Genomic DNA, 20,093 nt, shown 5'->3' on the forward strand with positions numbered 1-20,093 from the left:
GACACAACTAGAAGGTCAGCCAGATGAGGAGTCACCAGCCCGTGTTTCCCACCCGCTATAATGTTTTCGCTTTTTGCATTGTGCTCAGTGTCATCTTCTTCGTGGAGATGTTCCTGGTAAGCATCTATTTCTTCTGGCCGTTCCTGGTCTTTGCCATCCTGTCCGCAATCGGTTACCTGGACTTGCGTCAGACCAAACACGCGGTCCTGCGCAACTATCCATTGTCGGGCCATTTCCGCTTCATGTTCGAAGCTATCCGGCCGGAACTCAGGCAGTATTTCTTCGAAAGCAACCAGGACGGACGCCCCTTCTCCCGTGAGCGGCGCTCGATGGTGTACGACCGGGCAAAAAACATTGAGGATGTGCTGCCGTTTGGCACGGAACAGGACGTCTATGACGGGTCCTATTCCTGGGTGAACCACTCCATCTGTCCGAAACCCCACAACCGTGAAGATCTTCGCGTGACGATCGGGGGCCCGCACTGCAAGCAGCCCTACTCCGCCTCGATCTACAACATTTCGGCCATGAGCTTCGGTTCGCTGTCCGGTAATGCCATCCTGGCACTGAACAAGGGCGCGAAGGCGGGCAACTTCTATCATGACACCGGCGAGGGCAGCGTCTCACGCTATCACCGCCAGGGCGGCGGTGATCTTGTCTGGGAGCTTGGCAGCGGCTATTTCGGCTGCCGCGCGGACGACGGTACGTTCGATGAGGAAAAATTCGCCAGGCAGGCGGTCGAACCACAGATCAAGATGATCGAAATCAAGATGAGCCAGGGGGCTAAACCCGGCCATGGCGGCGTTCTTCCCGGTCCGAAGGTGACGGAAGAAATCGCCGAAGCGCGCGGCGTTCCCATCGGTGTCGATTGCATCTCTCCGGCCTCGCACTCGGCTTTTTCCACGCCCGTCGAGCTGCTGGATTTCATCGTCAAGCTGCGCGAACTCTCAGGTGGCAAGCCGGTCGGCTTCAAGCTCTGTATCGGCCATCGCTGGGAATTCATGGCCATCGTCAAGGCGATGCTGAAGACCGGCATCAAACCGGATTTCATCGTTGTCGACGGTGCGGAAGGCGGCACGGGTGCTGCCCCGGTTGAATTTGCCAACCGTCTGGGCACGCCGCTGCGCCAGGGTCTGACCTTCGTCCACAATTGCCTCGTCGGCACGGGCCTGCGCGACGACATCAAGATCGGCGCCAGCGGCAAGCTGATCAGTGCCTTCGATATTGCAGGTGCCCTGGCGCTCGGTGCCGACTGGGTCAACTCGGCCCGCGGCTTCATGTTCGCCGTCGGCTGCATCCAGTCCCAGAGCTGTCATACCAACCGCTGCCCGACGGGTGTCGCAACCCAGGATCCGCTTCGCCAAAAAGCCCTGGTGGTGCCGGACAAGGCCCAGCGCGTGACCAACTTCCACAACAACACGGTCAAATCGCTCGCCGAATTCACCGCGGCCGCCGGCCTCAACCATCCGCGTGAATTCAAGCCGGAGCATTTCTACCTGCACGAGGGCCTGCGCGAAATCCTGCCCGCCAGCGCCGCGCTCACCTGGCTGAAGGAAGGTGCATTGCTCGATCAGGTCCACGATATTCCAGGCTATTCCACCTATTGGAAGATGGCCGAAGCAGACAGTTTCCAGGCCATCAGGTCCGTGGAAGTGGCAAAGTCGCAGCACCACCACAGCCATCATTGAAAAAGCCCGGCGGTAACGCCGGGCTTTTCCCTGTTTCTCGATTGCGGCACTCAGCTCACGCCGGAGATTGCTTTTCCGGTCCCTTGCCGGCTTGCGTCTTTGCCTTCGGCACGTCGACTGCTGCGGCTTCCTTTGCCGGCTCGGCAGGGGCAGCCCCGTCAGTTTCCGCTTTGGGCGATGCCGCAGGCGCTTCGGCAAGACCTGCCGTCAGGCCGGCCAGTCCGGAGCCATCCAGTCCGACTTCCTTCATCATTGCATCCAGAAGCGGGGCCTGTGAGCGGTAGCGCAGGGCCGAGGAGACCATCTGGTCGGCGAGATTGCCGCCGCCAGTGCCGCCTGAACCGTTGGCCGCGCTGCCGGAGCCTGCGCCGGTCATGCCATCGACCTGGATGATCTTGATGCCGTCGATCTGTTCCAGAGGACGCACGCTTTCGGCAATGATCTGCGGCAGCTGTTCCAGAAGCCGGATGCGGATCTGCATGGCAATCTGTTCCGGCGAAAGGAGGTTGGCCGCCTCGTTGATCGCCCGCTTGCCGGCCGCTTCCACTTCGTAGAGCACCTTCTGCGCTTCGGCGCGCAGCTTGTCGGCCGCGGCAGAGCCTTCCGCCTCGATGCGCAGCTTGGCAGCTTCCGCTTCCGCGGCGATGCGGACAGCTTCCGCCTGGTCTGCAGCGGCGCGTTTCTGGGCTTCCGCGCCGACGGTGATGGCGACCGCGTCCATTTCCGCCGCCTTGCGGGCCTCGATCAGTTCGATCTGCTTGTCACGCTCCGCGATTTCCGTTTCACGGGCGGTCGTCACCTGTTCGGAGGTCCGGGCGGCAATTGCCCTGGCTTCGTCGGCCAGCGCCTCGGCTTCCGATTTCTCGCGCGACTTGGCGGCAACGGCGATGTCGCGGTCCTGTTCGGCAAGTTCGATCAGCTTCTGCTTCTCGACATTGGCGGCTTCGACGCTGCGTTCCTTGTTGATCTCGCGCTCGCGCACCTGCTGGTCCATGGCAATCTGGCGTTCAGTGACGACCTGACTGGACTCGATGTCCTTTTCCTTGACCTTCTGACGGGCAAGGATCTTGGCTTCCTCGGCCTCGCGCTCACGCTCTGCCTGCTGCTTGGCGATGAGGGAGGTCTGTTCGGCGCGCCGGATCTCGATTTCGCGCTGCTGCTCGAGCTTGGCGAATTCCTCGTCGCGGCTGATCTGCAGGCTTTCCTGCTGCGCTTCCAGGTTCTTGCGGCGGATCTGGACCTCGGTTTCCTGCTCGATGTCGTTCCGCTTCTTGCGGCGCTCCTCGATTTCCTGGGTGAGTTTGGTCAGACCTTCCGCGTCAAAGGCGTTTTCCGGGTTGAAATATTCCCGATTGGTCTGGTCGAGGCCCGTCAGCGAGACGGATTCCAGCTCCAGGCCGTTCTTCAAAATGTCTTCGGAGACAGCCGCCTGCACCTTTTGAACGAAGTTCACGCGCTGCTCGTGCAGTTCTTCCATGGCCATTTCGGCGGCTACCGCACGCAGGGCGTCGACAAACTTGCCTTCCACCAGTTCGCGCAAGGCTTCCGGCCGCATGGTGCGCTGACCGAGGGTCTGCGCCGCGTTGGCGATGGATTCGACGGTCGGCTGAACGCGGACATAGAACTCCGCCAGCACATCGACACGCATGCGATCCCTGGTGATCAACGCCTGTTCGTTGGAGCGGCGGACTTCCAGCCGCAGCGTGTTCATGTTGACGGGGATGATTTCGTGCAGGACCGGCAGAACCAGTGTGCCGCCATTCATGACGACGCGCTGACCGCCGAAGCCGGTACGGACGAAGGACACTTCCTTCGAGGAACGGCGGTAAAGCCGCGAAATGATCAAACCGACGGCAAGAAGGGCCACAAAGCCTATGCCGACAAGGATAAGAATACCAACGAGCTGGTCCATAACCATCTCCTCCTTTGATTAATCAATAAAATTTCTCAAACGGGCGCCGGATCAGCTTCCGGCGCCGGTCAATGTCGTGCTGGTGTTGCGAATTGCGGTGAAGCGGGATCCAGATTGACGGACGATGATGACGTCGCTCCCCTGTTCCAGCTCCTCGCCCTCCACATCCGGTTCCACCAGCAGGTAGTGGTTCTGTCCGGTCGGATCGCGCAGGCGTGCCTGGGCGGGCAACCCTATTCTGGCCGTGCCCTGAACGATCTTTGCCGGCTTGCCGACGAAGCTCTCCCGCGAGACGGCATCGCTTTCGTCCTTGGGCATGATCTTCGACAGGCCACGCGCGGTGACCCTGGTGAAGGGCAATGCTCCGGCAAAAGCACCTGCCGAAGCCAGGACACCAGGCAGCAGCCAACCGCTGATCCCCTGAACGAGGCTTTGCAGGACATAGCCCGCAAGGCCGAACCCGGTCAGAAAGATCACGAGGATGACCAGTGCCGGCACGCGGCCAAAACACAGCCAGCCGAGGATCTTGCCGAGAACGCCCTGCCCTGCCGCCGAAGGATCCGCACTGCTGCCGACCACGTCGAGATCGCTGTGCAGAGCCCCCGACACACCTGCATGGAAATCCGGCCCATCCACGTCCGGCAGGTCGGCATCCGGCAGATCGAATTCCGGAAGCAGGCTGTCGACCATGCTCGACAGCCCGACCCCCAACAGGGTACCGACGCCCTCGGCCAGCGCGATTGCGATCATCAGGCCGAGGGCGACCGCAAAGGGCGTGTTCTGATCTGCTAGAATGAAGTCAAGCATGTCAGCTGTCTTTCGATGCGGCCTTCAGGGCGGCGAGCCGTTCGGAAACGCGGTTCTTGCGCGCCAGATCTTCCAGCTCGGCCAGTTTGGTGGCATCGGCCTTGTCGGTAGCGACGCCCCCCGGCAGGCCGGTGGTGCTTTTCAGAACCCGGTCAAAGGCTTCCTCGGCCTTGCGGGTCTTGCCCTCGGCACTGTCCTTGTGCGCAGCGGCTCCAGCTGCGGCACTATCGGTCGAGGAAGTCTGCTGGGCTCGGCGGTAGCTGGAGAGTTCGGCTTCCATCTCGCGTTTCCGCGCCTGCAGGGCCTTGATATAACCCTCCAGTTCCTTTTCCTCGCGGCCGGCATCGGCCACGGCGGATTCCAGCACGGGGATCTGGACTTCCAGATCGAGCTGGCGGGCGATTGCCGCTTCGGCGAGGTCATCCCTGCCCTCCTTGACCGCAAGGGCGATCTGTTCGCCGAGCTCCTCGTGGCGCGACGTCGTCTCACCCAGGCGCGTATTGGCCAGATGCTTGTTGGCCAGGACGCCGGCAAGTTCGTCGCGCACCTGGTCGGTGGCACGGTCGACCTCGCGGATCGCTTCACCCATCACGGTTTCGGGCGAGGCATTTTCAATGGAATCCACCAGCTGATTGACGCCGCCGGAAACAAGACGCTTCACCCGTGCAACAAGACCCTCTGCCATCTTTCCAACCTTTCTGTGCTGGTCATCAAATCATTAAACCCGTTCCGGTGCCGAGGGGACCGAAAACTGCGCAACTGGCGCAGAACTTCCGGTTTCAGTCCCTGCAAGCGCCCAAAGCGGGCACAGTCCTGCTCGGGCCTGATCAGAGGCCCCTCTTTCAGGCGCCCGACTGGCGCTTCTGATCAAGCAGCCGGGCGATTTCCAAAATCGGCTCCAGGCGCTGGTCCATCAGGTCCGGATCGTAGGTCCGGCTCTGGCTCGTAAGCCCGAGATTGAAAATCTCCTCCACGAGTGCGAAGAGCTGCGCAGACAGGTCTGCCTCGAACCGCATCAGCTCTTCCGTCGCCTTACCGGTAGTCTTGCCGGAGGATTTTTCCGGTTCCTTATCCGGCGCCGGGGCAGCTGCAACGAGTTCCGCCACCATTTCCGGCAGTCGCTCATAAAGCTTGATGACAAAGTCGGACCGCGTGCCGGTTTCCCTTTGCATTTGTCTCAAACGCCGCTCCGCCGGCCGCGTCATCGAACGCAGCATATCCTCGCAAGTCGCGACGTCCTGCGTGCCTTCCTCGCGCTCCCGGGCAAGGCGCAGGATCTCCCGCATCTTGTCGCTCGGCGTGCGCGCGCCTTGTACTTCGTAACCCGCCAGAAACTCGAAATCGTCATCGCTGAGCCTGACGCTGATCGGAATGCTTTTGGCCATGGTGATGCCTGCCTGTCATCATCTGTATCGATATGTTTACATATGTGGACATTCGTTTTCGTTTGTCAATATTCTACAATCAAAAATCGTACACCCAGCAGACAGCACCTGGGCGTCCCGGCTTCTTCCGGTTAGCAATTCCAAATTATTTCAACTGGTTATTCCGATTGCCAGCCGAGAGGCCGCCCCGGAAGAAACCGGACCGAAGCATGTTTCGAAAACGGGATTTCCGGCGTCAGAAGCAGGTCAGCGTCCAGAATGGCTTCAGTTGTGACCGTCAGCCGAGACTGCCGGCGAGATCCATGGCGAAGTCGCCGGCCTCGTGCGAACGGATAAGCGCATGGCGGACCAGATCGTCGAAATGGCCCGCAAAGAGTTGCACATGGCGGGTGTTGGAAAAGGCCAGATACCGCTGACCGAGATAGAGCGCAGCCCATTTCTGGCCGAAGACGGTGAAGGGTGCCGAAAACCGGTCGGTGGCGCCGAAGAGATGCAGCCGCAGCGAGGGATAAAAGTCGCTGAGCGTTCGGCCCATCACCTCCAGCTGTTCCCGGCGCAGCTCGACCGGCAGGCCGGACCACAGGCCTTCGCCCCTCGCGAAACCTTCGAGCGCTTCCTTGGAAAGCGCGATTTCCATGTCCGATTCCGCGCGGCCCAACAGTGCCCGCTGATCCCGCGTCCCGGTGATCGCCTGGTCGGCGGTCCGAAGCGTCTCGCCGGCATATTCATAGGCAAGCACGGCTTCGGTCTTCAAAACGTCAGGCAGGTTGGCGGGGACATGCCGGATCTTGGCGCCGACCGCATCCCGGAACCAGGCCAGCAGGTGCTCGTCCACCGGATGGCGTTCGGTTTCGGCCACCTGGACGGCCTGATCGAGAATTTCCGCCGCAGCGCCACGATGGGTGGAGAGACCGAGCAGCCAGTCGGAGGAGACACTAAGCGCTGTTGCAATCGCTGCCAGGGCCTGACCGTTCGGCAGGCGCGGAGCGTCTTCCGACAGAAGCTGAGAGACTGTGGACCGGTCGAGACCTGCTCCACGCGCCAGATCGCTGCGGTTCATGTCACGGCTGCGCAGGGCATCCTGCAGCCGTTCGCGAAATAGTTCGGCACGGTCTCTCTTGTCCATGCGGGAGTATTGTCAGCCGTGTTTGGGAAAATCAACAGAAAGCCACAAACTTTAACCTCTCTACCGCCTGTTTCGAGGTGGTGAACACGGCAGATCAGACTGAATGCCGACTGTCCCATATAGAGGACAGACGGCTCCAAAACTCATTTGAGGTGTCGATGTCTTTGCGGATGTGACAAGATCGATTGTCACAAAATACCCGTCACCACGTAACCCGGCCAAGTTGATTGCCGGGCGCTTTCGAACCCGGGAGAAACGGTTCGGGCGCGGGAGATAGTCATGACGCAATCGCCAGCATCAGGCCGGTCGACCGAAGGAATGGTCGATTACAACGAGAACTCGCTTGCCCAGCGACAGAATGCCAGTCGGAACTCCGAGGTCATTGCGGATCTTGCGCGCCGGGTCAGGGCTCTGCCTGTCCCCCTGAACATCACGGATTACGGCTGCGGACCGGGGCAAAGCGCGATCGAGACCGTCCGGCCGGCGCTGGATGTCTGGGCGGACTGCGATCCCTCGCGCGAAGTGTCCGTCTGCCACGCCGACCAGCCTGGAAACGACTGGAACGCGCTGATGAAGCTGGTCTTCGGCAAGGAAGGCTATATGGACCGTCCACATCCGCCGTTGGTACGCACATCGGTCGGATCCTTCTACGAGCGGCTGGTTCCGCGCAGCTCGGTCACGCTTGCCACCTGTTTCGCCGCTTGCCACTGGCTCAACGGTCAGGTTCAAATCAACGCCCCGGAGACGCTCTGGTTCGCCGACCTGACCGGCGCCGCCCGACAGCAAATGCAGGCGCAGGCGGAACAGGACTGGAAACAATTTCTGCGCCTTCGCGCCGAAGAACTGAGGTCGGGAGGTTATCTCCTTGTCGCCAGCCTGGGCGCAGTGCCGGAGGCCGGAGAAATCAACGATACGGCCGCATCCGGACGCGGGATCTACCGTGCTTTGCAGGTGGTGACCGCCGGCATGGCCGCAGACGGTCTTCTGGACCGCCAGGTTGCCGACAGTTTCGTTTTCGGATTGTGGTTCATGACCGAGGACGAAGCCCGCCGCCCCATTGAAATGGATGAGGGCTTGAACAACGCCTATGACATCGACACGATCGAGGTATCGCCCCTCCTGGCTGACGGCGACCTGTTTGCTTGCTATGCGCATGACCCGAAGGAGTATGCGCGCAGATATACCGGCTATACCCGCGCCTTTTCCTGCACCACGCTGCGCGCCCACCTCTTTGGCCCTTCGGCCGGGCCAGCGCACAGTGCGGAGGATCTTGAAACGGAATTTTTCCGCCGGTTCGAAGCCCTATATGAGGCGGAAACCACGCGCTACGCCTTTGAGCAGTGGTTCCTGACGGTGATCCTGCGCCGCCGGTGAGATCCTATTCCGCCGCGCTCAGCGCCAGAAACCCGCCGGACTGACGCTCCCAGAGAGCGGCGTAAAGTCCGCCCCGGGTGAGCAGTTGCTGGTGGGTTCCCTCTTCCACGATACCGCCCGCATCCATCACGACCAGACGGTCCATGGCGGCAATGGTCGAAAGACGATGGGCAACGGCAAGTGTCGTGCGGCCTTCCATCATCCGGGCGAGATTCTGCTGGATTGCCAATTCCGCCTCGCTGTCGAGCGCGGAGGTCGCCTCGTCGAGGATCAGGATCGGAGCATCCTTCAAAAGCACGCGGGCGATTGAGACGCGCTGACGCTGGCCACCGGAAAGCTTGACGCCGCGGTCACCTACATGGGCATTCAGTCCCGTCCGCCCCTTGCTGTCTTTCAGCTCTTCGACAAAACCCAGCGCTTCGGCGGCCCTGGCGCTTTCCCGGATCTCGTCGTCGCTCGCTTCCGGCCTGCCGTAGCGGATGTTGTCCCGGATCGACCGGTTGAGCAGCGAGATGTCCTGCGTGACGACCCCGATGCGGCTGCGCAGCGAAGCCTGCGTCACCTCACGCACATCCTGTCCATCGATGGTGATGCTGCCCGCCGTGACATCGCGCAGACGCATCAACAGCGACACGGCGGTCGACTTGCCCGCGCCTGACAGGCCGACAAGTCCGACACGTTCTCCCGGAGCAATCGTCAGGTTGAAATCCTCCAGCACCGGTTTCCTGTCCTTGCCATAGGCAAAGGAAACGTTGTCGAAGCGGATTTCGCCCGCACTCACTTTCAGGTCTTTTGCCTCCGGCCGGTCGGTTATTTCCGGCCGGCTGGTCATGATCGGCATGGCATCGCGAATGGTGCCGAGCGTCGAGGTGATCGACTGGCCAACGCCGATAAAGCTGGAAGAGGCATTCGCGAGCGAGCGTGTCACCGTAAGCCCCGCGACGAAGTCGCCGATGGTGACCCAGCCCTGAACCATGCCCCAGAAGCCGATTGCCACCACGGCGAGGACAAGGAGAACATTCAGAAAATGGACGCCGGCATCGGTCAGGATGTAGGAGCGGTTCTCGCTGTGCCGCGTGTCGATGGTTTCGCCGATCACCTTGCGGATTGCGCCGGCTTCCGAATCCTCGGCGGCGAAAAGCTTCACCATCGCGATGTTGGAATAAACATCCGTCATCGCGCCCGTCGCCTTTGAATTGGCGGCCGCCACCTTGGCGGAGCGCTGCAGATAGGTCGGGATCGCCGCCCAGGCGACCAGGGAATTCGCCCCGATCCAGATGAAAACCGGAATGGCGAGTGGCCAGGACATGGCAAGCAGGAGCAGGAAGGAGCCGCCGAACTGGATCGCCAGATAAGGTATCGTCTCGATCGCCAGCATCATTTGCCGGTGCACAGACATGGTGACCTGGGCGATGCGGGTCGCGACCTGACCTGCGAACGTATCCTCGAAGAAGGCCAGGTCCTGGGATTCAACAGCCTTGTGCGCCTGCCAGCGCATGGCGGCCGGCAGCAGGATCCGCACCGTCTGCAGGGCAAAGGACTGGCGCAGCAGAAAGACCATCGGATCGACAAGGACGAAGAGCACGAAAAATGCCGCCAGGATCCAGCCGTTGCCGGAAAGGAAGGCCTGAGCGCCGCCGTCCGTGACGCCGTCGACCACATAAGCGATGGCCCAGATGCCCAACAGGCCGAGAAGGGCCGAGATCATCGCGAGAACCGAGACGATCACCAGCTGCCAGCGGAACATCTTGGCGAAATGCCAGACCAGGCGCAGCGGACCCTCGTCCGGAAGTGGTGTTACCGGGAAATCGAGCGGCTTGATATGGGTCTCAAAGGGATGGAAATAGCGCTCGACGATCCGTGCCAGCATCGGCTTGGCGATTGACAAGAAGGCACTCCTAAAATGCTGGGCTGTTCGCCGGTTCAGGCTCTTTGTTCAATCCTGTAGACGCAGCGCCGGCCGCCGGACAATTGGTGCTCGGTGCGTTCAACCGAGACATCGGGACCGAGCACATCCTTGAAGAGGTTGAGTTCGGACCGGCAAAAGCCCTGGCAGGCTGTCGCTGCGGCACAGATAGAGCAATGATTTTCGATCAGAAGATAGCCGTTTCCGTCTTTCGTGACATCGGCCATATAGCCTTCCCGGTTACGCAGGTCGGCCAGGACTTCCAGCTTTGCAGGCAGGTCCGCGACCTTGCCGACAGCCTCGGAATAGCTTTTGCGGCTTTGCGCCTCGCGATGGGCGATCAGCTTCTCCAGACCTTCGGCACCAAAGATATCTCCGAGGCCGTTCAACAGACCGAGCACGAGGTTGGAATGGTTGTCGGGAAACTGCTGGTGACCGACCGGCGTCAGGTCCCAGACTCGCTTCGGCCGCCCGACCGAGCCTTTCAGGTCTTCAAAGGCAACAAGATCATCTTGTAGCAACCCATCCAGGTGCTGACGAACAGCGACAGACGTCACATTGAGATCCCGGGCGAGGTCCGCGGCTGTCTGCGGGCCGGAGGATTTCAGGGCGTTCAGGAGACGGGTTCGGGTGCGATCTGCCATGTCTTCCTATATAGCGTAATTTTCGGATAAAAAAATAGTCTGCTTTCCTTATTAACCCTTCGTCCTCTCAGGGCTGACGACAAAACGGGTGTGGACGCTACGTAAATTTGTTAGGCTTCCTTGCGTATGCAAGCGAGCGTTTATCTTTGCGCGGCCTAGAGTAATATCGCAACAACTCGCGGAAACACGGCAAGACAGAGAACCAACTGCTGTATCAATTGGCTCTCACACAGGTATTCCGTCAGAACAGGAAGCCGGTAATTCGACGTAATGTTTTAAGAATTTCGCAATTCCTTACGCAGTCGACGCTCGGGAAAATCGCATCAATAACAATTCTTTATATTCTTTCCGTTAGAGGAATTGTCAACGGAGGTCAGAATGGAAAAAATCCGGGCGTTCCTGAGATGGATGATGATCGATCCGCGTCATCCTGAAATCGCACAGGCGCAGTATAATGAGGTAAAGACCCAGATCCCCTCCCTCTATGCCCTGCTGATGGTCAATGCCATCGCGGTTGCCTATACCCATTTCGACGTCGCCCCGACCTTTCTGACCGTCGGTGTCCTTGCCCCCATTCTGGTTGTCACCTCCCTGCGCCTGGTAACCTGGCTGCGGGCGCGCAACACGGTGCTGGGGCCGGAAGAAGCCATCCGCAAGATGCGGCAAACCGTGGTGCTCGGCAGCCTGGTCGCCGCGGTCTATATCGCCTGGTCGCTCAGCCTCGACGGCTATGGCGGGCCTGCAGAACGCGGTCATGTCGCGCTTTTCATCGCCATCACCGTCATCGGCTGCATCTTCTGCCTGATGCATCTGCCTCAGGCCGCGCTGCTGGTGATGGTCATCGTCACCGTCCCCTATCTCGTCCACTATCTGGGCCAGAAGCAGGATGTCTATATCGCGATCGCGCTCAACATCTTCCTGGTCTGCCTGGTGATCCTGCAGGTGCTTTTGAACGGCTACCGGGGTTTCAGCAAACTGATCGAGTCCCAGTCGGATCTGGCCGCCAAGCAGAAGGAAACGGAGCGGCTCAACGCGGAAAACGCCAAGCTTGCGCAGACCGACGCGCTGACGGATCTTCCCAACCGGCGCTATTTCTTCAACCGGCTCGAAGGCCTTATCGAAAAGCTTGAGGGCATGGAGGGGACCTTTGCCGTCGGGGTTGTCGACCTGGACCGGTTCAAGCCGATCAACGACACCTATGGCCATCAGCTGGGCGACCAGTTGCTCATGGAAGTCGGCAACCGGCTGAAGGCCATCACCGAGGACAATGTCGAGATCTGCCGCCTGGGCGGCGACGAGTTCGGCTTTCTTTTCCAGGGAAATCTCGAAGACGCCGCCGCCACCGGCCAGGCGATCTGCGAGCGCATCAGCGAACCCTACCGCATCGGCGATCTGCAGGTTTCCGTCGGCGCTTCCTGCGGCATCGCCTTTTATCCGGAAGCCGGCACGTCGGCACATGTACTGTTCGACCGGTCGGACTATGCCCTCTACAATTCCAAAACCGCTTCTCGTGGCCGGACGACGGTCTATTCCTCCGAGCACGAAGCGCGGATCCGGTCGGAACGGGCCATCGAAACAGCCCTGCAGAGCGCCAATTTCACCGACGAGATCGAAGTCTATTTCCAGCCGGTGGTCTCAGTGCCCGAACGGTTCGTTGTCGGTTTTGAGGGGCTTGCCCGCTGGGACAGCCCTGTCCTCGGCCGCATTCCACCCGACCAGTTCATTCCGATCGCCGAACGGTCCGGCCAGATCCACCGGCTGACGTTGTCGCTGTTCGACAAGGCGGTTAGCCAGATCAAGGCACTCCCCGGGAACCTGTGGCTCTCGTTCAACCTGTCGGCGCACGACATTACCTCAGCCGAAACGGTCGCCGCTCTTCTGGAGATCATCCGGCGGCAGGAATTCGATCCGCGCCTGATCACCTTCGAAATTACCGAAACCGCCGTGATCGGCAGCTATGAGGCGGCGGAGAGCTGTCTTCAGACCCTCCGAAACGCCGGTGCCAAACTGGCTCTCGACGATTTCGGCACCGGCTATTCCAGCCTCGGCTATCTGCACCGGCTGCCGATCGATTGCGTCAAGATCGACCGCAGCTTTGTCGCCGGCATAACCGATCCGCTCGCCGTCGGCGTGGTGTCCTCGATCACCAACCTGTGCCGGTCGATGCAGATGCAATGCGTCGTGGAAGGCGTCGAGGAGAGACACCAGCTCGAGCTTCTGGAAGCCATGCGCTGCCGTCTTGTCCAGGGATATCATTTCGCCGCGCCCCGGCGTTTCGCTGACATCCTCGCGGAAGCGAACTCCGGCGGCCTGGTTTCCGGCCTGCCGCTGGCAGGTACGGTCGCCGCAAGGAACGTCGAATTTTCCCGGGCCTGACACAGATGCCTTCAGACAAAAGCAGCTTCAAAGCCATTCGACCATGACCGGCGGAACCAAACGGCAGAAAGATATGCGCAAGGCCTTGCGGGCGCTGGCGCCGCGTGTGCCCTTTGCCGACGCGGAAGCCATCCTTGCTCTCGCCCTCGCCGGGCACCTGCGCCACCTGCCGCCTTCCATCGCGCTCTGGCAGGCGACCACCAGTCACGTCCGCCACACGCTCACCGACTACGACACGCTTCTCGACGAAGGTTATGACCGCGACGCCGCCCGGCATTTCGTTGCCGGCGAGATGAACGAGGTCCTTGCGGACTGGGGCTGCAATCGGGAGGTATCGGACGAGCCGGACGAATGAGCCGGTATCTCCAACCTTCCGGCCAGATCGGCCGACGCACAAAGTGAATCGGTTGAGCGTCCAAAAGCTGATCGATCTTGAAGTACCCTAGGACCGCCTGGCGATCAGATCGATTTCAACCAGCGCATCGACAGCCAGACCCGAAACGCCGACACAGGTCCGGCCCGGCAGCTTGCCGGTCTCGAAGAAAGTCCGGTAGGTCTGGTTCATAGCCTGGTAGTCGCGCTTGAACTCGGTCAGGTACACCCTCACGAATGTTACGTTCTCAAGACCCAGTCCAAGCCCGCCGAGTACCAGCTTCAGGTTTTCCATGACCCGAACCGTCTGCGCCTCGATCCCCTCCGGCAGCGGAGCATCGGGATCGTCCGGACAGGTCGGCATCTGACCGGTGATGAAGACCCAGCCGTCGCATTCGACGGCATGGGAGAACGGGGCGACGGGCTGCGGCGCAGCGTCTATCATGTGATGGATCGGCAGCATGAGACCTCCTGAGGGACGGGTTTATCCGCCTCTCAAGGTAACCGCTCAACCGCGCTCGTAAATCCACTGTTCGGGAATATGGGCCGTCACGGCCTCGCCGGCGCGGATGGTCCCGGGCTTTTCGACATAGCCAACAAGGCCGCGCAGGCGCTTGGCCTTTTGCGGGAACAGCAGATCGAGCCCCTGCCGGCCGGGATAGTGGGTCGCAATGCCCTCGCCGGCAAACCGGCAAGGCGCGTTGTCTCCGTCGACCCGGATGACGGTCCCGCCTTCGAAGACCAGCCTCGTGCGCGGCGGCACCTGCGTCAGTCGCGGCAGTCCGGACAGGGCAATGTTGCCGCCGATCCATTCCGGCCTCACTTCGTCCAGCTCCATCCTTGCGGCGATCAGGGCGAGTTCTTCCAGCGACAGGATCGAAATCTGCCGTTCGTTGCACATTTCCGTACCGCGCGGATACCAGGGCTCCCGGCCGCCCGACAGGCGCGTGAAGCCGCCGTGGCGATCGCCCGCAATGCCTTCAAAGCCCAACTCCAGCGCCTCAACCGGTTCGGTGCGGAAGTCGTCTGACGTAACGGTTGCAAACACCCCTTCGACCTTGCCCGGTACCTTGAATTTCGGCGTGATCCTGAGATCCTCCGGCAAGAGGGCTAACTGATCCATTGTGGGCTCCCGTGATTGTTCCTTGCGGCATTCTAGGTACTGCCGGCAGATGGAACCATCAAAACTCTCTTATGGCACTGATCGCTTTTCGCGATTGGTTCTCGCAACGACCTGCCGCACGTTGGCCTCCCGGCCACGAAACAGCGGTAACAGGTTCTAATACGAAGCGGCCTATACTATGATCCGGATCCAACCTCATTGTTGAAAGATATGACCCACGGACCCGACATCGCCCGTCGCCTCGCCTTTTTGACCGTTGTTTTATGCGGTCTGGGGAGCAGTGTGGCCGCGGCCCAGGCGCAAGAGGTGCTGCTTCTGCAGGACAATTCCTATCCACCCTACATGTCCATCTCCGGCGATCAACCGAGGGGCATTTACGCGGTGATTGTCGAGGAGGCCGGACGCCGGGCGGGTAGCGATCGATTGCGGCTCGAGGCAGTGCCCTGGACACGGGCGACGGTGCTGGTGGAAAACGGCAGGGCTCAGGGTCTCGTCGGCAGCTATTACAAGCCCGAGGACAGGCCCTGGATCCGGCACTGGTCAGAGCCGATCTTCAACGAGGAAGTCAGCGTTTTCTGCCGGGAAGGCGTTGCCAGCAAGGACTGGACCTATCCGGACGACTTTGAGGGGCTTCTCTTCGGCAACATTGCCGGCTACAGGGCACCCGGCCAGCGTTTCTTCGAACTGGTGGCGGAGGGCAAGATCAAGCTGGAAGAGGCCCAGACCAACGAGCAGAACCTCAGCAGACTGGTCCTTGGCCGGATCGACTGCTACGTGGTCGAGCGGCTGGCAACGGAAATGCTGATGCGGCAGAACAAATACGAGACGGTCGAGATCGTCGCGACCGCGTCCATGGAACCGGCCTATATCGGTTATTCCGACAAGTTCACAGGTCCCGAGGCCGATGCCTTCATCGACGCCATGGACGCTGCGATCCGCGAGATGAAATCGGATGGGACCATCGACCGGATCGTCGCTTCCTATACCGGCAGCTGAGCGCTTCTACTCCGCGTCCTCAGCGGAAAATGTCTGCCAGTATTCATCGGGAATTGCCCGCTGGCGCTCCGTCATCAGCGGATTGTCGATGTCGAAGGTCAGGCGGCCCGCCGGGTTGGCCCGATCGATGACGGTCCGGATCATCGGATGCTGGTAGAAGTGTTTCATGAAACTGCCGTTCTCATAGGCGCGCCGGAGTCCGGTCTCCAGAATATCGCCCAGCACCCGGTCATCCTTGCGGACGTAGAACATATAGTCGAAGCGGTAGCGCACCATCAGATGCGGGTCGACGACCAGATTGGGGTGCATTTGCTTCTGGATGCCTATCTCCACATAGGCCTCGTGAATGCCCCGGTTGAAACTGTTGATCCGCTCCTTGGCGAGCATTCGCCAGAGGGTGTCGTAGCTCGACGGCTGCACGTTGAAGCCCGCCGCCTCGAATATGCGTGTGTCCGGCCAGCCTGTGCCCGAACCGATCACCGCAAATTCCCTCAACTCGTCGAGCGTGCGGATGGCGGCAAGCTTGTCTTCGAACCCTTCCGTGGTGATGAAGACCCGCTGCCCAAGAAGGCCCCGTGTCAGGGGGACGTCGATCTGGCGGAAGCGCTCCTCGCGCTCCCTGGAAAAACCGCTGAGAAAAAGATTGAAGCTGGATTTGCCGTTTTCCAGCTCCAGGAAGGCGCGCTCCTGCGGCATGTCGAGCACTTCGACGACAAGATCGGTCTCGCAGCCGCAATTGGCGAGTGCCAGCTTGAGAACGGAAATCTCGTAGGCAAAGACCTCTTCGCCCGCTTCCAGGAGGCCCAGATGCACCTTGATCCTGTCTTCGGCCCACACCTGTGCCGAAGCTAAAACGATCAGCGCAAACCATGTCACTGCGAGCAGACGGCGCAACCGCATCTTCCCCCAGACCAGATATCCACTGATGAGAATACCAAAAGCCGATTGGTATTACGAGGAGACCGCGAAGTCGCTGCTGGAGCAGTAGTTTGCGTCGACCGACCGAGCCCCGGCCCCGCTGTGAAGCGGCGGAGCCGGTCGTTAGGCTCGCCTGGGCTATTGCAGCTTCACCGAACAGACCATCTGGGTGTGCTGGGAGTTAATCCAGCAATTGGCCGGCAGCGGACCGGTCGGGATCGGATAGTAGTAATAGACCGGCTGCTTGGCGGCGTTGGCCATTGCCGCGCCCGTCGCGACCCCTGCGGCATAGGCTGCACCCGGATGATAGTAGGGCGGGTACGGCGGATAATACGGGTGATAGGGCGGATGGTACGGGTGGACCGGGTGATGCCAAGCATAGCAGCGCGGATCCTGGGGCGAATGATAACAATAAGGTCCATAGGGCTCGAAGCCGACACCCCCGGCGGCCTGCGCATGGGGAGCGCGCGGACTGCGGTCGATGAAGAGGGCGACACCCTTGGCGCTTTCCGGCAGCTCACCGCGCAGCACCTTGATGCCATAGACGACAGAAGAGCCTTCCGTCTTGGCGGAGGTCAGCTCGACCAGCACCGGTGCCTTGCCGGTTTCGCTCAGCAGGCTGACAACCGCATTGGGTGGATCGCCCTTGAAGCCGTCGTTGCTGTCCCAATAGGTGACGAAATCCGCGTTGGAGATCTGGCCGCCGAGCCGGTAGGGCCGGTCGCTGAAGAAGAGCACGCCGGTATTGGCATCCGTCAGTGTCAGGCTGGAGCCGTCGTAGGCCATCTCACCGGCTTGCTGCACATAGTCATAGGCCGGTGGCGGTGCCGGATCGCCCTCGGCAGACTGCGTGTCCTGGGCTCTGGCTGCACCTGCAGCCATCGCGGCAAACAGGCCGGCCGCCAGCAAGCGGCCATGTGATGAAGTCAAAAAACGCATCGTCAGTTTCCTCCTCCCCCGGGTGAATCCATGCCGGGCAATCCCTCACGAAACCCTCGCACGGTTGCCAGTGGTCAAATGTGACATGGAACACAGATCTTCGCCCGAATTGCGCCGGGAGGAAGGCATCTGGATTAATTCGCCGTAAGGTCAGGCTGAAACCGCGGCATGCCCTGTAACGGGTGCTGCTGCCTTTGGGAGGAGATCTTCCTGACGCAGTCCGTCAAGACAGCGGATCACCTTTCTGGCGTGATAGAGCATCGCCACCCAGTCCGTCATGAGTTCTGGGCTTGCGGTTTCCACGTCCGGAACGGCCGCCATCCAGTCCTCGATCAGGCCCGGTACGGTTTGTTTCTCCTGGCCGGAAAGCACTGCATCGATTTCGTCTTCCACCCGCTTGTCCATGCGCGCCACGAGGCCTTGGAGTTCCGAAGCGGCAGGGTGCACCGCCACTTGCCCCGTTACCAGCGAGCGGGCCTGACGGTAGAGGACGACATAGTCGGCCAGGACGATCGCCAGGATATCGAGCCGGTTGGTGGCGCTGGAAAAACTCGACCAGGGAGCCTGTTCGGCGCGGTAGGCGGTTGCCGTTGCCACAAGGGCAGCCGCAGCGGTGCGGAGGCGAACATAGCCCTGGTTTTCTGCCCCGTCCTCGCCGGACGTCCCGGGCTCATCGTCTTCCTTGAGATAGTCTGCGCAAGCCTTAAGGTAGGTGCCCGTCAGTGAACGGATGCTGTTGCCGGTTCGTTTCGGAAAGAGCCCCCAGGCCACGCCAAGCCCGACAGCCGCGCCAAGCATCGTGTCGTAGAGACGAGCCCAGAGTTCGACGAGGGGCAGGTTTTCAAGCGTCTGCAATCCGACCACCACCAGGAAGCTGATGAAACCGGCAGCGACGGTGTAGTTGCGGTCCATGAAGACGATCACCACCGGAATGGTCAATGTCACGAGCACCAGCCGCACGTCCGGAGCGCCTGCCAGAAGCGGATCGACGGCCATCGCCACAAGAACGCCGGCTGCGGTACCAAGCGTGCGCTGGATGGTTTTCTGCACGGTTGTGCCGAGACTGTTGCAGAGGATGATGATTACCGTGAGCGTCACCCAATAGGCATGGCTGAGCTGCAGCGCGGCACCAAGGCCGTAGCCGATCGCCGCCGCTACGCCTGCCTGCAGGGCGAGCCGCCAGGAAAGGCGCTGCCACCACTGCGTTCTGCCTGCCGCGGCTGCGACAGCACCTGCCTCGGGAACCGGATCGCCTCTTTCTGCAAGGATCCAGAGCCGACGGAACGCCTGCGCGATGCGCAGGATATGGACCTGGTCGTCAATGGAAAGTTTGCCGCCCGGAACGGACCACCCGGTATCCGGAGACTTGCCGTCTGGCACCGCAGTTTTCGGCGCTTCTCCGGCCTCGATGCGGTACGCCAGGGCCTGGGTGGCCGCATCGTAGGACGGATCGGCCTGCAACTGGGCCCAGGCCTCTTCAGAAAGATGCGCCGAGGCGTCGCGCACGACTTCCAGTGCCAGTTCGATCATCGTCGCGGCTTCCGGCGACAGGCCCCTGACCGTTGCCCTTTCGCCCAGCAGGTCAGCGGAGACCTTCAGTTCCATGCGTAGATCGGCAAGATCCGCCAGCGCCTTGGCCGCTTCCTGGTGGGTGTCCAGAGCCCTTTGCGCCGCAAGCAACAAATAGGCGGACATTGCCTTGCGGTTGGCACTGTCGACGCGGAGATATGTGGCCTCCGTAGAAGGCCGCCACAAACCGATGCGGATGACGAAAGCGGCGCCGGCGCCCATCACCGCCATGGCGGGCAGCCACAGTCCCGGCGACACCGGCTGGCTGCCCATGACCACGAACAGCCATAGAATTGCGATCATCCGCCCTGCCCGCTGCCAGAAGCCGGTCAGGCCATCGAGCGCGAAACCCAAGGCGATGAAGGCAACCCACAGGGCCTGGAGCACCGGCGACACGGATTTCCCGGCCAACGTTCCCACAATTGCACCAAAACCGAAGAGCAGGACCACAATGCCGGCAAGGCGCAGGATGGACGAGATTTCCTGGCGTTTCGTGGAAACGGGAGTGAAGATCAGGCAATGCCCACCGGCCGCTGCCGAAAGCACCGACAGCTTGAAGGCCGAGACGCCAGGAACCAGGGCAGCAATGCCATTGCTGAGGGCGACGCAGGCAAGCACCGTCAGCATGAGATGAATGCCGCGCACGAACCGCAAGCCACCGGGATCGGTGCGATGCAGTTTCGTCAGAACGTCGGAAGCGGCTTGGAGCATTGGTTTAAGTTGAAGTGCCTGTATCAGATGATTGAAATTCAAAGACTATGCGGAAAAATCGGCCCATTGATCGAATTGTCTTTTCAGGCATCACTTGCACCCACCTCATCCTGAGGAAGCGCGATAGCGCTGTCTCGAAGGATGGGCTGCAAACTCCGGAGCAAGCGGCCCATCCTTCGAGGCAGGCCTTGCGGCCTTCCTCAGGATGAGGGGTTTACGTTGATCCGGTCAAACAAAAAGGCGGTCCCGA

The 20,093-nt window shown here is 60.9% G+C and carries 17 protein-coding genes; 5 read left to right on the forward strand and 12 right to left on the reverse strand.

Annotated elements, in window-relative coordinates; translation table 11 throughout:
* Positions 1-23: 23 nt before the first annotated feature.
* A complete protein-coding gene (locus ACX3M4_RS08465) occupies positions 24-1,685 on the forward strand; it encodes an FMN-binding glutamate synthase family protein (RefSeq protein ID WP_459358146.1) in 1,662 nt (553 codons plus the stop codon).
* Positions 1,686-1,740: 55 nt separating this feature from the next.
* On the opposite strand, the gene ACX3M4_RS08470 is transcribed toward ACX3M4_RS08465, so the two are convergent.
* The 5 genes from ACX3M4_RS08470 to ACX3M4_RS08490 all read right to left on the reverse strand — a co-directional run bounded on the left by ACX3M4_RS08470 (position 1,741) and on the right by ACX3M4_RS08490 (position 6,915).
* Positions 1,741-3,597: a flotillin family protein gene (locus ACX3M4_RS08470; protein WP_459358147.1), complete on the reverse strand. Its 1,857-nt coding sequence runs from the start codon at positions 3,595-3,597 to the stop codon at positions 1,741-1,743.
* A gap of 51 nt (positions 3,598-3,648) precedes the next feature.
* Positions 3,649-4,404 carry a YqiJ family protein gene (locus ACX3M4_RS08475; RefSeq protein ID WP_459358148.1) on the reverse strand — a complete coding sequence of 252 codons (756 nt, stop codon included), beginning with the start codon at positions 4,402-4,404 and terminating at the stop codon, positions 3,649-3,651.
* Between the two features lies 1 nt (position 4,405).
* Positions 4,406-5,089, reverse strand: coding sequence for a PspA/IM30 family protein (locus ACX3M4_RS08480; protein WP_459358149.1), 684 nt, complete (start codon positions 5,087-5,089; stop codon positions 4,406-4,408).
* 157 nt (positions 5,090-5,246) lie between these two features.
* Positions 5,247-5,789 carry a hypothetical protein gene (locus ACX3M4_RS08485; protein WP_459358150.1) on the reverse strand — a complete coding sequence of 181 codons (543 nt, stop codon included), beginning with the start codon at positions 5,787-5,789 and terminating at the stop codon, positions 5,247-5,249.
* A 277-nt stretch (positions 5,790-6,066) separates the two neighbouring features.
* Entirely contained in the window at positions 6,067-6,915 is an 849-nt protein-coding gene (locus tag ACX3M4_RS08490; protein ID WP_459358151.1) for a helix-turn-helix domain-containing protein, read from the reverse strand.
* A gap of 279 nt (positions 6,916-7,194) precedes the next feature.
* Between ACX3M4_RS08490 and ACX3M4_RS08495 the strand changes: the two genes are divergently transcribed.
* Positions 7,195-8,289 (forward strand): class I SAM-dependent methyltransferase, encoded by a 1,095-nt coding sequence (locus ACX3M4_RS08495; protein ID WP_459358152.1) that lies wholly within the window; start codon positions 7,195-7,197, stop codon positions 8,287-8,289.
* Between the two features lie 4 nt (positions 8,290-8,293).
* Here ACX3M4_RS08495 and ACX3M4_RS08500 read toward each other — a convergent pair whose 3' ends face one another.
* Together ACX3M4_RS08500 and ACX3M4_RS08505 are read right to left on the reverse strand one after the other, a co-directional pair.
* A complete protein-coding gene (locus ACX3M4_RS08500) occupies positions 8,294-10,159 on the reverse strand; it encodes an ABC transporter ATP-binding protein (RefSeq protein WP_459359393.1) in 1,866 nt (621 codons plus the stop codon).
* Between the two features lie 53 nt (positions 10,160-10,212).
* Positions 10,213-10,839: a helix-turn-helix transcriptional regulator gene (locus ACX3M4_RS08505; protein WP_459358153.1), complete on the reverse strand. Its 627-nt coding sequence runs from the start codon at positions 10,837-10,839 to the stop codon at positions 10,213-10,215.
* 378 nt (positions 10,840-11,217) lie between these two features.
* Here ACX3M4_RS08505 and ACX3M4_RS08510 point away from each other — a divergent pair, with 378 nt between their 5' ends.
* Complete coding sequence (locus ACX3M4_RS08510) at positions 11,218-13,215, forward strand: putative bifunctional diguanylate cyclase/phosphodiesterase (protein WP_459358154.1); 1,998 nt, start codon at positions 11,218-11,220, stop codon at positions 13,213-13,215.
* Between the two features lie 43 nt (positions 13,216-13,258).
* Positions 13,259-13,570, forward strand: a complete 312-nt coding sequence (locus ACX3M4_RS08515; protein ID WP_459358155.1) for a DUF2293 domain-containing protein — start codon at positions 13,259-13,261, stop codon at positions 13,568-13,570.
* Between the two features lie 87 nt (positions 13,571-13,657).
* Here ACX3M4_RS08515 and ACX3M4_RS08520 read toward each other — a convergent pair whose 3' ends face one another.
* Positions 13,658-14,050 (reverse strand): RidA family protein, encoded by a 393-nt coding sequence (locus ACX3M4_RS08520; protein ID WP_459358156.1) that lies wholly within the window; start codon positions 14,048-14,050, stop codon positions 13,658-13,660.
* A 45-nt stretch (positions 14,051-14,095) separates the two neighbouring features.
* The gene (locus tag ACX3M4_RS08525) at positions 14,096-14,710 is read right to left on the reverse strand and encodes an MOSC domain-containing protein (RefSeq protein ID WP_459358157.1); all 615 of its coding nucleotides are present in this window, start codon (positions 14,708-14,710) and stop codon (positions 14,096-14,098) included.
* Positions 14,711-14,992: 282 nt separating this feature from the next.
* Here ACX3M4_RS08525 and ACX3M4_RS08530 point away from each other — a divergent pair, with 282 nt between their 5' ends.
* Complete coding sequence (locus ACX3M4_RS08530; protein WP_459358158.1) at positions 14,993-15,706, forward strand: substrate-binding periplasmic protein; 714 nt, start codon at positions 14,993-14,995, stop codon at positions 15,704-15,706.
* A gap of 6 nt (positions 15,707-15,712) precedes the next feature.
* On the opposite strand, the gene ACX3M4_RS08535 is transcribed toward ACX3M4_RS08530, so the two are convergent.
* The 3 genes from ACX3M4_RS08535 to ACX3M4_RS08545 form a co-directional block, all read right to left on the reverse strand.
* Positions 15,713-16,600, reverse strand: a complete 888-nt coding sequence (locus ACX3M4_RS08535) for a hypothetical protein (RefSeq protein WP_459358159.1) — start codon at positions 16,598-16,600, stop codon at positions 15,713-15,715.
* 162 nt (positions 16,601-16,762) lie between these two features.
* Complete coding sequence (locus ACX3M4_RS08540) at positions 16,763-17,563, reverse strand: hypothetical protein (protein WP_459358160.1); 801 nt, start codon at positions 17,561-17,563, stop codon at positions 16,763-16,765.
* A gap of 150 nt (positions 17,564-17,713) precedes the next feature.
* Positions 17,714-19,843, reverse strand: coding sequence for an FUSC family protein (locus ACX3M4_RS08545; protein ID WP_459358161.1), 2,130 nt, complete (start codon positions 19,841-19,843; stop codon positions 17,714-17,716).
* Positions 19,844-20,093: the final 250 nt, after the last annotated feature.

The sequence above is a fragment of the Roseibium sp. M-1 genome (assembly GCF_054515675.1).

What these genes read in the sequence shown, in the direction of transcription:
- ACX3M4_RS08525 (WP_459358157.1), bottom strand. Translation starts at nt 14,710, where the DNA reads ATGGATCAGTTAGCCCTCTTGCCGGAGGATCTCAGGATCACGCCGAAA.
- ACX3M4_RS08465 (WP_459358146.1), top strand. Translation starts at nt 24, where the DNA reads ATGAGGAGTCACCAGCCCGTGTTTCCCACCCGCTATAATGTTTTCGCT.
- ACX3M4_RS08505 (WP_459358153.1), bottom strand. Translation starts at nt 10,839, where the DNA reads ATGGCAGATCGCACCCGAACCCGTCTCCTGAACGCCCTGAAATCCTCC.
- ACX3M4_RS08520 (WP_459358156.1), bottom strand. Translation starts at nt 14,050, where the DNA reads ATGCTGCCGATCCATCACATGATAGACGCTGCGCCGCAGCCCGTCGCC.
- ACX3M4_RS08545 (WP_459358161.1), bottom strand. Translation starts at nt 19,843, where the DNA reads ATGCTCCAAGCCGCTTCCGACGTTCTGACGAAACTGCATCGCACCGAT.
- ACX3M4_RS08485 (WP_459358150.1), bottom strand. Translation starts at nt 5,789, where the DNA reads ATGGCCAAAAGCATTCCGATCAGCGTCAGGCTCAGCGATGACGATTTC.
- ACX3M4_RS08495 (WP_459358152.1), top strand. Translation starts at nt 7,195, where the DNA reads ATGACGCAATCGCCAGCATCAGGCCGGTCGACCGAAGGAATGGTCGAT.
- ACX3M4_RS08480 (WP_459358149.1), bottom strand. Translation starts at nt 5,089, where the DNA reads ATGGCAGAGGGTCTTGTTGCACGGGTGAAGCGTCTTGTTTCCGGCGGC.
- ACX3M4_RS08490 (WP_459358151.1), bottom strand. Translation starts at nt 6,915, where the DNA reads ATGGACAAGAGAGACCGTGCCGAACTATTTCGCGAACGGCTGCAGGAT.
- ACX3M4_RS08475 (WP_459358148.1), bottom strand. Translation starts at nt 4,404, where the DNA reads ATGCTTGACTTCATTCTAGCAGATCAGAACACGCCCTTTGCGGTCGCC.
- ACX3M4_RS08470 (WP_459358147.1), bottom strand. Translation starts at nt 3,597, where the DNA reads ATGGACCAGCTCGTTGGTATTCTTATCCTTGTCGGCATAGGCTTTGTG.
- ACX3M4_RS08500 (WP_459359393.1), bottom strand. Translation starts at nt 10,159, where the DNA reads ATGCTGGCACGGATCGTCGAGCGCTATTTCCATCCCTTTGAGACCCAT.
- ACX3M4_RS08540 (WP_459358160.1), bottom strand. Translation starts at nt 17,563, where the DNA reads ATGCGTTTTTTGACTTCATCACATGGCCGCTTGCTGGCGGCCGGCCTG.
- ACX3M4_RS08515 (WP_459358155.1), top strand. Translation starts at nt 13,259, where the DNA reads ATGACCGGCGGAACCAAACGGCAGAAAGATATGCGCAAGGCCTTGCGG.
- ACX3M4_RS08510 (WP_459358154.1), top strand. Translation starts at nt 11,218, where the DNA reads ATGGAAAAAATCCGGGCGTTCCTGAGATGGATGATGATCGATCCGCGT.